The sequence below is a fragment of the Cohaesibacter sp. CAU 1516 genome, from assembly GCF_005771485.1.
GTDB lineage: Bacteria > Pseudomonadota > Alphaproteobacteria > Rhizobiales > Cohaesibacteraceae > Cohaesibacter > Cohaesibacter intestini.
Genome location: NZ_VANT01000004.1, coordinates 1 through 9,941 on the forward strand (window position 1 = coordinate 1; position 9,941 = coordinate 9,941).

The 9,941-nt window shown below is 51.5% G+C and carries 12 protein-coding genes; 3 read left to right on the top strand and 9 right to left on the bottom strand.

Features of this window, described 5'->3' with window-relative positions:
- Positions 1–310: VTT domain-containing protein (locus tag FDK21_RS11595; RefSeq protein ID WP_138148642.1), on the top strand; the 310-nt coding region annotated here is incomplete at its 5' end.
- A 306-nt stretch (positions 311–616) separates the two neighbouring features.
- Here FDK21_RS11595 and phnE read toward each other — a convergent pair.
- The 4 genes from phnE to FDK21_RS11615 are packed head-to-tail and all read right to left on the bottom strand — an operon-like array spanning position 617 to position 4,909.
- On the bottom strand, positions 617–1,339 hold the full coding sequence (gene phnE, locus FDK21_RS11600) for a phosphonate ABC transporter, permease protein PhnE (RefSeq protein WP_246657557.1): 723 nt from the start codon (positions 1,337–1,339) through the stop codon (positions 617–619).
- A gap of 35 nt (positions 1,340–1,374) precedes the next feature.
- On the bottom strand, positions 1,375–2,157 hold the full coding sequence (locus tag FDK21_RS11605) for an ATP-binding cassette domain-containing protein (protein ID WP_138148644.1): 783 nt from the start codon (positions 2,155–2,157) through the stop codon (positions 1,375–1,377).
- Positions 2,157–3,029 (bottom strand): phosphate/phosphite/phosphonate ABC transporter substrate-binding protein, encoded by an 873-nt coding sequence (locus FDK21_RS11610; RefSeq protein WP_138148645.1) that lies wholly within the window; start codon positions 3,027–3,029, stop codon positions 2,157–2,159. The genes FDK21_RS11605 and FDK21_RS11610 overlap by 1 nt, the downstream gene beginning before the upstream one ends.
- A complete protein-coding gene (locus tag FDK21_RS11615; protein ID WP_210238761.1) occupies positions 3,029–4,909 on the bottom strand; it encodes a cytochrome c peroxidase in 1,881 nt (626 codons plus the stop codon). The genes FDK21_RS11610 and FDK21_RS11615 overlap by 1 nt, the downstream gene beginning before the upstream one ends.
- A 91-nt stretch (positions 4,910–5,000) precedes the next feature.
- Between FDK21_RS11615 and mntR the strand changes: the two genes are divergently transcribed.
- Positions 5,001–5,462 (top strand): manganese-binding transcriptional regulator MntR, encoded by a 462-nt coding sequence (gene mntR / locus FDK21_RS11620; RefSeq protein WP_138148646.1) that lies wholly within the window; start codon positions 5,001–5,003, stop codon positions 5,460–5,462.
- Between the two features lie 86 nt (positions 5,463–5,548).
- On the opposite strand, the gene FDK21_RS11625 is transcribed toward mntR, so the two are convergent.
- The 3 genes from FDK21_RS11625 to FDK21_RS11635 form a co-directional block, all read right to left on the bottom strand.
- Positions 5,549–6,025 (bottom strand): SCO family protein, encoded by a 477-nt coding sequence (locus tag FDK21_RS11625; protein WP_210238762.1) that lies wholly within the window; start codon positions 6,023–6,025, stop codon positions 5,549–5,551.
- A 149-nt stretch (positions 6,026–6,174) separates the two neighbouring features.
- On the bottom strand, positions 6,175–6,636 hold the full coding sequence (locus FDK21_RS11630; protein WP_138148647.1) for a copper chaperone PCu(A)C: 462 nt from the start codon (positions 6,634–6,636) through the stop codon (positions 6,175–6,177).
- A gap of 295 nt (positions 6,637–6,931) precedes the next feature.
- On the bottom strand, positions 6,932–7,528 hold the full coding sequence (locus FDK21_RS11635) for an SCO family protein (protein ID WP_138148648.1): 597 nt from the start codon (positions 7,526–7,528) through the stop codon (positions 6,932–6,934).
- Between the two features lie 243 nt (positions 7,529–7,771).
- Here FDK21_RS11635 and FDK21_RS11640 point away from each other — a divergent pair, with 243 nt between their 5' ends.
- Positions 7,772–7,993 (top strand): hypothetical protein, encoded by a 222-nt coding sequence (locus FDK21_RS11640; protein ID WP_138148649.1) that lies wholly within the window; start codon positions 7,772–7,774, stop codon positions 7,991–7,993.
- Between the two features lie 98 nt (positions 7,994–8,091).
- Here the strand turns inward: FDK21_RS11640 and FDK21_RS11645 are convergent, their stop codons facing one another.
- Complete coding sequence (locus FDK21_RS11645; RefSeq protein WP_246657558.1) at positions 8,092–8,673, bottom strand: transglutaminase-like cysteine peptidase; 582 nt, start codon at positions 8,671–8,673, stop codon at positions 8,092–8,094.
- Between the two features lie 840 nt (positions 8,674–9,513).
- Positions 9,514–9,840, bottom strand: coding sequence for a M23 family metallopeptidase (locus FDK21_RS11650; RefSeq protein WP_138148650.1), 327 nt, complete (start codon positions 9,838–9,840; stop codon positions 9,514–9,516).
- Positions 9,841–9,941 lie beyond the last annotated feature (101 nt).

Here is a 9,941-nt window from a genome sequence, read left to right on the forward strand (position 1 = left end):
CAGTCAGAACATGATGATGCTCACGGTATTTGTGACGCGCATGATCCCTTTTTTGTCATTTGATGCCGTCAGTTATGCAGCTGGTCTGACTGCGCTGTCTCTGACCCGTTTTACAATTGCAACACTGTTTGGTCTCATCCCTATGAGTTTTCTACTCACCCATGCGGGCGAACAGTGGGTCACCTCTGACGGGTCGACTTCGTTGAGCTGGATTCTCATCGGCGGCCTCGCAATCATGATGCCGGTCCTGACCTATCTCTGGACCCAAAACTCAATCCTGAAAACTCCCGTTTCCAAGGAAATTCAATAAGGATGGGGTTTCCTGGTGGTTCGTAGATGAGAACTGAGCGTTCACGGGACATGTTGCGTTACCTTCGAGTGTTTTGATAGCTAGAAGGCATAGAAATGCAGAACGCCAGAAAGGACATATACAATTGAACGGCGCTATCCCGACTATCTGCTATACTTGTCTATTGGTGGCCCACTTTGGACCCTGAAAAGGCGTCGATACCATGGACAAGCGGGATTGAACAACTGGAATCACCTCGGTCACTGACCGGCGAGCTGAAGAGTTTCATGCCTCGCAGCTTCACGCCCCCATCGGAGCTCAACGAGCTCAAGCAAATCTCCGGCGCAGCCCAACATTAATCCCTTCAATGGCTATCACCATAACAATCACTGCCATCGTCACGCTCGCTGCTTTGTCGTACTGGAACGAGCGGATGTAAGTTTGAATGTAGAATCCGATACCACCTGCTCCAACGATACCAAGAACCAGCGACTCGCGTAGGTTCAACTCGAAGCGAAAGATAGTGTCGCGGACCACAACAGGGGCCATTTGCGGCCAGATCGCATAGCGCAGCCGCTGCAAAGGTCCAGCTCCCGCGCTTTCCAAAGCGGCGATAGGTGCGCGGGATACACTATCGATCGCTTCGGCGTAAAACTTCGCAAGCATACCTGTCGCATGGAAGGCGACCGCGATGATGCCGGGCAGTGGCCCAAGCCCGACCGCGCTGACCATCAGCATCGCCACAAGAATCAACGGGATTGCGCGAATAAATGCAAGAATCGTGCGAATAGGACGGTACACCGTTGACGAAACCAACGTCTCCGAACCGAGAATGCTAAGAGGAATGGATAGTATCACGGCCCCGACGGTGCCGAGAACCGCAATCCGCAACGTCTCGGTACTCCCTTTCCAGATCTCGTCCATCACCGTTGGATCCGGCGGGAACATCCGACCAAAGAAATCCGCAATACGAGGGCCTGCAGATATCAGACGGGACAGTTCTACATCTGTGGAGGCCAACGACCACAGCACCAGACCGGCAATCAACATCCCGGCCCCGAACCCACCCATATCTCGCAAACGCATCAGCTTTCGACCTTCTGACTTACGCCAGATGCCGGGCCCGTGTTGTCATAGAGCACCGCAGTCGCGTCTTCAGTCAGGTCACACGCTGCTAAATCGAAGACGATCCGGCCGTTGCGCATACCGATGATCCTGTCGGCAAAGCGTCGAGCCAGTTCCGGTTGATGCGACGAGAACATCGTCGTTGCTCTGCGTACTTGGGCAGCGCTGCTAAGAAGTGTCAGTATGTCCGCCGCTCTAGACGGATCAAGGTTGCTGACGGGTTCGTCAGCCAAGATCAGTTGAGGCTCCTGTGCGAGACAACGCGCAATGGCAACTCGCTGCCGTTGGCCGCCGCTAAGCGAGTCTACTCGCCGGTCGGCGAGGTCCGCTATGTCACAATCGGAGAGTGCCGATCGGGCTATTTCCATGTCAGAATTTGACACATTGCCAAGCAGGGTACGCCAGCCTGGCGTTCGGCCCAATCTGCCGTTCAATACGTTGCGCATCACTGACGATCGTTCAACAAGTGCAAACTCCTGAAAGATGAAGCCTGTATCAGCGCGCTTTGCCATTGGTAGCACTCGGTTGGGTTCGAATGGCATGCCTAGAACAGAGGCCCGCCCCTGCCAATCGCGCAGCCGTCCGTCCAACAACGTCAAAAGTGTTGTCTTTCCAGACCCGGATGGACCAAGAAGGGCAACACTTTCACCAGCCGCGACTTTCAATGACACCTGATCGATTGATAGCGAGTTTGCGCCATGGTGACTGAAGCTCAGATCAACGATATGAATGGCATTTTGCATCACAGCAACCCATAGCGTTTCGCCATATTCCGAACTTCATCAAACACCGAAGGGTCAGCTTTGACGTAGCCATCGGGACCATAGAGGTGGCGGAGTTTGTTACGGTGCTCCGCTTTGTTGAGCTTCATCATGGCGGCGACGAAGCTCTTGCGAAGTCCTGGATCCAGTTCAGGGCGCGCAATTACAACGTGGCTTGGAATTGATTTGCTCTCCGCGATCCACGTAACTTGCGATTGTTGCTCAGGGGTCAGAAGAAGATCTGCGTACTGACTGGCGCCAGCGGCATCAACCAACCCTTCCGCCATTGCTTGCATCGCCTGTTGATAGCCACCCGCAAAGAAGATGCGGCCCAAAAAATCTTCCGCCGCATTCAGGTTAGAAATCAGACCCGCACGCTCGAACTCAGCTAAGGGATACATATATCCGGACTCTGAAATTGGGTCCGCAAAAGCAATGTCTCGGCCTTCAAGATCGGCCAGAGTCTTAATCCCGCTGTCATGGCGCACAAAGATGCGTCCCGTATAACTGGGCGCATCACGATACACCTCTGACAATAGAGGCACCGCGCCAATTTCCTTTTCCGCGAGTACAAAGGGCAAGGCGCCCATGAAGGAAATGTCGGCATCGCCATTGCGAAGTGCTTCGACCGCAGCTGCGTGATCGATGGTCACAAAACCTTCAACCGGAACTCCAATTTCCATCGACAACCATGAGGTGATCGCCTCGATATCACCCAGAAGTTTATCGGGGTTTTCCTGCGGGATAAAGGCCAGTCGCAACTGGTTGGGTTGAGCGATTGCGGGTATCGATAGTGAGACCAGACTGGCCCCAGTGAGCATAATAAAGTGACGGCGGTTCACATGAGACATCATCAAAATGCCCTTTCTTCGATGGCTACGGCATCTTTTTTGAAGAGGCGCCAACTGACGTCGGCGGCATCCCAGTCATCGGTACGCACCGCGGTGCCCACGTCCGCAAGTCGTTTGGCAAGCGCGTAGATTTCAGGCCGCGCTGAAAGATTTTCCATCGTGCCGGCATCAGCCGCCAGATCAGCAGCGACTGTGTCCGTTAGAAGCAAAATGTGCTGTGTGTCACGTTTCGGCAGCAATGTGTCGAGCGTAGAAGCAAATGTCGTAAGCTCGGCGAAAGCCAACCGGAACGGGGTGTTTGCCGCGTCGAATGTTTCAAAGGGTTCGTCTGCCGCCCCAACCGTTTCGAGATAGGCGGTCAAATCCGACCGCTCAGCATCAGTTAGGCCAAGATCCTTGGTGTCGTTGAACCATTCCACCACGCTTGCCAATGTAGGTAACGAGCCATCATGGAAGTATGGTGCCGTATAAACGGTGCCGAGCAAAGTTGGAGTGTCCATCGCTCCTGCCTGCGATCCTTCATAGGCGGCTTCCACAGATCCGATATCATGGGACTTGCGATCAAGAAAATTTCCGGATGGCGTATGACAGCTGGCACAGGATTGGTTACCGATGCCGGTGTAGGGGCGGTTGAATATCTCTTCACCGCGCCGCGCGGCATCCGATGCCTTATCCGTCAACAGGCCATCGCCAGTCAGCATGGCATTGGGCAAAAAGTCGAATTCCGTCATATATGCAACCAACGCGTCCAGCATGAAGGGCGTAGGTTCTTCACCTGCAAACTCATTAACGATCACGTTGCGGGTAAAATTCCTGATCGAACCAAATCTGCCGTCGCGCCCGTAGGGGCCGGTGAACCGCAGTCCTCGGAGGCTAGGAATATCGATCGGGTCATCGCGCCGATCGTTGAACATCGGATTGAAGAAAGCTCCATCCACGTCAACCGCACCGGGCTGGTGGCTAGCGCCGGGAATAAAAAATCGCTGGTTGATATCCGATCTGTTGTGGCAAGTTGAACAGGCGATGCCCAGATCGCGGGCTGGGCTACCAAAGATCTCGGCACTGTCAAACAGCATGTCACCGTAGGCGATGAGAGGCAGATCGGATTCGTCTATCCCCTGTTCCTCGAAATTGAGAATCAGAAGTGGTAGCGGATCCTGATCGAAAATATCTGAACCAGGCGGCAAGACAACAGGCAGACCAACCGGTTGCCCGGTTCGAGCGATGGTCTCCGGCACGGCATTCATCGTTTGGCGTGGGGAGAGATCCGCAATTAGGTAGTTTTCGGCCAGATAGGTTGAAATCACCGCGCGCGCGCTGGTCATTTCCTCCATATCCTTAGTTTTAGCACCAACCCCAAGCACGCCTGCCGATCCTGCGGCATCGTTCAGCTCCAGCCACGCCAGACCTAGTGTCCGGGCTACATCTGGATCAGCGGCTTTAATATGGTCTGCAAATGCGCGGTAGAGATCCTTTGCCTTACTCACGGCTTGCTGTGATGTCGCTGGGTTGTCCGCGGCAATAGCTGTGTCCAGTTCTTCTTCAATTCTCAACGCCACAAGACGCGTGACCGCAAAATACAAGGCGTTCCGATCCTGTCTGCCGATAGCATTGGTCAGATCACCCACATCGACAGAGCTTTCTCGGCCCAACCAGTCAAGCGCTCCGACGGAATACTCCGACCCTCGATAAGGATCTGTCCAGGCTTGCATAACTTTGTCCCACGGAACGGGGGCGAGGTTGCCCAAAAACAAAGTCAGGCGATAGGCTGCCGCTTCAGGCAACCATGGGGCCTCCTTGGCTGGTGTTGCCAAGGATGAACTGACTGTTACCAAGACAATAAAAATCGCAGAGAGCATCACACGCTGTACACGCTGGGTCACAAGGCCTCCAATAGAAAAATTAGACGTCTCTAACTTTTTTACCCAAAGCTATCATATTGTCAATCCATCAATTATCTGACAAAGTCGCATCATGTCGTCTGGAACATCACAATCGCGTGAAAATTTCACGCCCTATATCCGGGACCCCGAAGCTCAGGCCGACGGGTTCGAACACGTCCGCAATGCGCATGAAAGCGAGATGGCGGAAGATTATGTGGAGTTGATCGCGGAACTGATCGAAACCCATGGAGAGGCACGACCAGTCGACATTGCGGAACGGCTGGGGGTTAAAGCCCCTACGGTGACCAAAAATATCTCGCGGCTCAAAGAAGCAGGCTTGGTGTATCAAGAAAAGTATCGCTCAATTTTCCTGACCGAGAAAGGCCAGTCACTCGCGCAGACCTGCTACATGCGCCACAGGATCGTTGTTAGGTTTCTGCAATGCCTCGGAATTGACGAAGTAACGGCCGAACGTGACGCCGAAGGCATCGAACACCATGTTAGCGACGAAACGCTCGCTGCATTCGAAAACCATCTCAATGGATTGGAATAATCATCAACACGAAAAAGCTGGCTCTGTCTATTCTACACTTCAATCGCCTGAATGGCTGGAAAACACAGTTGCAAACGTGAACAACTTCACGGCGTTTGTTCTCCGGTTTTTGTGAGAACGCGCAGGATCTTTGGCAACGCGAATTCTCGTGGTTCGTGGAAGTCAATAGTGCCGGAATACTGCCCCCCAGCATCGAACAGAAAGACACCCGTTGTGTGGTTCATTGTGTAGTTGCCACCCTCGGTGGGAACTTTCTTATAGCTTGCGCGAAAGCCTGCCGCTGCTCGCGCCGTCTCTTCTAACGTTCCGCTCCAACCTTGGATGGATGGGTGAAAATAACCGACATACTCGGCCATAGATGCCACAGTATCACGCTCAGGATCGACCGAAATGAACGCGACATTCATGTTTGTGACTTTTTCTCCGAGATTGTCAAGCCAGATAGAGATATCCGACAGTGTCGTGGGGCACACATCCGGGCAGTATGTGAAGCCGAAAAACACCATGGACGCATTTCCCAAAAGTGTTTCAGGTCCGACGGTTAACCCATCTTGATCGGTCATCTGAAATTCCATCTGGGTAAGCGACAAGGATCGTTGAGCCACCGGCTCGGGTGCACCAGGGCCATCCACCTGCCACCAACCGAAGAATAGGGCGAGAGCAAGCGCACCGCTTGCTGCTACACAATAGATGAAGAGCGAACTCCGATATATCAACCTTCCGGCCCACGTGCTGCGATGCCATGAATGGGCACATTAACGGTCAAAATCCCACCATCGGAAAAGTTCAATGTCAATGGAAAGGTTGCGCCCTCAACCATCTTCGTTTGTAGCCGCATCAGCATCACATGCAGGCCACCTGGCTCAAGCGAGACACTTGCGCCTGGGGGAATTGTGATCGCGCCGGTTGGAGCCATGGAGCTAACACCATTTGCATCAGTCTTGGTTTCATGGATGTCCGGCATCATGGCGAGGGGCGTTTCCAACCCCACCAGCGTTACCGGGTCGGAGCCCTTGTTGCGCAGAGTCATGTAGGCTGCACCTGGACGATTGATGCCGATAGAGGCACGTGACCATGCGTCTTCGATGACAACGTCTTCCGAACCAGCAACAGAATGTGTGGGCAGCCCGACCAAGATGCTGAACGCAATGGCAGTTAAGGTAGATGATCTCATGGGTTTGGTATAATCCTTATATTTTTATGATCATGATCCACTCGCCGCGATCTAAGCTGTAGTCAGCAAGAATGCAGCTGTCGAAAGAAGCGGTATGGCGAGGCCGAGAAAGGCTTGGTTGTCATCTGTGCAGATTGGATCTGTTGCCGTGCATGGTTGGAAGGGTTCTGGAAGTAATCCAGTGTATAAGCCGAGATACCGCAGAGCGATGGCGGAGCCACCAAACGCAAGGGCCATCGTCTTGCCACCATAGACCACGCTCCGGCTAATGCCGCGTCCTTCGATATTGAAGTGCTCACAATGACATCCTCATCTTCAAGTCAGAAAAGATTTCCTCTGCTGGTGTGCCGTATGTCCAGGCTCTGACATATCCACCTTGCGGATCAAAGAGGAACAATTGTGAGGAGTGCCCCATCGTATACCCATCAGGAGAGGCGGCTTCCTCAATTTTTTCGTAGTACACGCGGAAAGTCATGGATGTTCGCTTGATCTGATCGGCAGTGCCCGTGAGCCCAATGATGCCAGCGTCAAAATGTGGGATGAACTCAGCGAGCTCTTTTGGTGTGTCACGTTCCGGATCAATTGAAATAAAAAGCGGCTGGACTTGTGCCGCTTGAGAGCCGAGAGCATCCATGACAGCGGCAACCTCAGCCAAGGTCGTTGGGCAGACATCAGGACAATTCGCAAATCCAAAGAACACGAGCATCCAGCGTCCTATAAAATCTTCGTCCGTCTGCACCATCCCTTTGTGGTCGGTCAGTTCAAAATTTGCCCGGAATGCATGCTCTTCTGTTTGCTGTTCACCTCTGATGGTGATCTGCAGCCAGACGAACCCCACAATCGCGATCACGGCGAGACCCCAAAGCCCTTTTTGCAATGCAGATAATCTCATTGGTCGTAATACACCCAATTTCGTCCATTTTGGAGAATTCTAAATGCTCTAGTTGCTAGAGGTTCAAGTCGTTCTTTGGTAGGTGCGGTGCACCCAAACCCGTGAACGAGCCAATGGCTTGCACATTTGAATAGCAACTTCTGCCCACACTGTAGCCATGGAGATCGTATGCTGACAACTGTTAGTTAAGAAAAGAGAACCGGAACGAAGATTCCAAATTCCAAGTACAACGAACTGATCGGGTTGAAGCTTGAGCAGGTCGTACCGAAGGCGGCCGGCGGCACTATTGAACGATTTAGGCTGGCCGGCCGTCGTTTTGTACTGCATCTTCATTTTGCTTTAGGGTTTGGAAATGATGTCGATCTGCCAGACTTCTCTTTCTGGCGTATGTTTCCATTTGTCGAACTGGGAAACCCATTTTCAGTGCTTGCGCTCCGCCTTGAAGCTTCTTTCTGGGATTGCTGATCAGATTCATCAACCCGATTCCGATACGAATTGGTGAACAAAGCGCTTTGATACGGGAATGGGATCACAGGAGGCCTACGAGCAATCCTAACACAATCTCAACGTGGATCGTGAATGGCGGTCCATGATCCGGGTTGCAGGGCTGCTTGGCGTTTGATGAAACGGTAAGGTGTTTTGCTCCATGGCAGGATGCGTGGGTCCTGATTGTCCAGAATGAGATCGCCGCGATCAGTGCGAACAGTCAAAACGGCATGACCTGATCCATCGGATTCCCGAACAACCGTGATCAACAATGCTGTTTCAGGCCAACGAGCATTTATTAGAATACGGCGTTTCAACAGAGCATAATCTTCACAATCACCTGCGGTGGTAGGATAAGTCCAGAATTCCTCGGTGCGATACTGGTCCTGATCGGTAATCGGGCGGATGGTCCGATTGACATCACCATTGATGCTGATGAGTTGGGACCAATTTGTCTGCGTCAGCTTAACCGCGCGATCGGTTTCAAACCTCACATCGCACTCACTCGGATTCCGACGACAGAACTTGATGTGTCCAATCGGAGCCGAAGTATTGCCGGTGGTGACCATGAAACGTGAACTAGATGCACTGGCAGTAGTTACAAAGCAAGAGGTTGCCATCGCGATGAAAGCAGCTATTCCCCAAATAAATTTTTTCATTTTTCAAATCTCCCGTCGTTGCTGGAAGATTTATAAAAGTATTTTTTTTAGTTATATTCTATTTCGAGATGGGTATTTTAAGTAATTTTTATTTCAATATTTATAAAGATAAGACTAAATTGTCTTCAAATTAGATTTTACTTTGACATTAATTTGAATGAAAATTTCCAAAACTTTAATTAAATAGCACTGAGAAATTAAATAAAATTGTATAGTTCACCCTAGAACGGCTTGTTTCAGCGATTTTGGTCACCCAAAGTTGCGCTGATGAGGCTAGGGGGGGCAATCTTGGAATACTTACCAAGGTGTAGTTTCAAGATGAAGACATACGGTTTCGGCACAATTGTCTGTGCTCAACGAACGAAGCAAGGTAGCCTTTTAGGAAAGGGCGAGGAGCTCAACTTCCCATTTTTTTTTTAGAAAAAACGCATACTTCAAAGAAAGGCAGCACCAAAAGCCAAGGATATCGGCATAAGGAGTCCCGGCATTTACCAGATTTCTTGCTCAAAGGAGCCCAGAATCGCTCCAGAGCGGCCAATATGCAATGGTCATTTCTGCTACTGATACGGCTTTGCAGGGGGCGATGTGAGACAAATGAAGGAGGGGCATCAGGTGAACAAGAGGCGCCGAATGGATTCGCGGGGGTCACCCGGAATGGCCGTCACCCCGAGCGCGCTGTTCAAACGCCCAAATCAATCCGCCACCTCCATCAAAGAGAAGAGGTCGACCTCCAAAGAAACTAAATGGAGCTGAAAATCACTAAATCCGGCTGACTACCGATACGCCAGACTGGGGAATTTTAAGTCGCCAATTCTGGGGAAATTTGACCTGCCATTGACACTAGGTATTGTTTTGTGACGAGGTCAACAAACTACGCCAAGCATCAAAGAAAGGTTTGGGGTCTTGTGGCGATTTGTTTTTTCGTAGTTCGTAATGCAAGTGCGGCCCGGTTGAGCGGCCGGAATTCCCAGTTTCGCCGATCTGTCTTCCCTGAACAACCACATTACCTTTCTCAACTGCCATATCATTCATGTGTGCATAGCGAGAAATCAAACCATTGGGATGGCGTATTTCCACCATGTTTCCATACCCCCCAGCCCAACCTGCGTGTATAACTGTACCATTACCTGAAGCATAGATTGGAGTTACCTTGTTGCAAGGACCCACGCGTTTTTGATATCAAACGCCCGTTTCAGCTTCCAGGATGCGTTTGATGCCGTACAAATACAATGATGCCAACCGCAGCAAGTTTTCCAAAGCCAAATATC

Coding starts and splice junctions, on each gene's coding strand:
- phnE (WP_246657557.1), bottom strand. CDS start 1,339: ATGTTGATTGCCGGTCTGGTGCTGTGGTCGTTGGCCTCCACAGATGTA.
- FDK21_RS11605 (WP_138148644.1), bottom strand. CDS start 2,157: ATGCAAAATGCCATTCATATCGTTGATCTGAGCTTCAGTCACCATGGC.
- FDK21_RS11610 (WP_138148645.1), bottom strand. CDS start 3,029: ATGATGTCTCATGTGAACCGCCGTCACTTTATTATGCTCACTGGGGCC.
- mntR (WP_138148646.1), top strand. CDS start 5,001: ATGTCGTCTGGAACATCACAATCGCGTGAAAATTTCACGCCCTATATC.
- FDK21_RS11625 (WP_210238762.1), bottom strand. CDS start 6,025: ATGACCGATCAAGATGGGTTAACCGTCGGACCTGAAACACTTTTGGGA.
- FDK21_RS11630 (WP_138148647.1), bottom strand. CDS start 6,636: ATGAGATCATCTACCTTAACTGCCATTGCGTTCAGCATCTTGGTCGGG.
- FDK21_RS11635 (WP_138148648.1), bottom strand. CDS start 7,528: ATGAGATTATCTGCATTGCAAAAAGGGCTTTGGGGTCTCGCCGTGATC.
- FDK21_RS11645 (WP_246657558.1), bottom strand. CDS start 8,673: ATGAAAAAATTTATTTGGGGAATAGCTGCTTTCATCGCGATGGCAACC.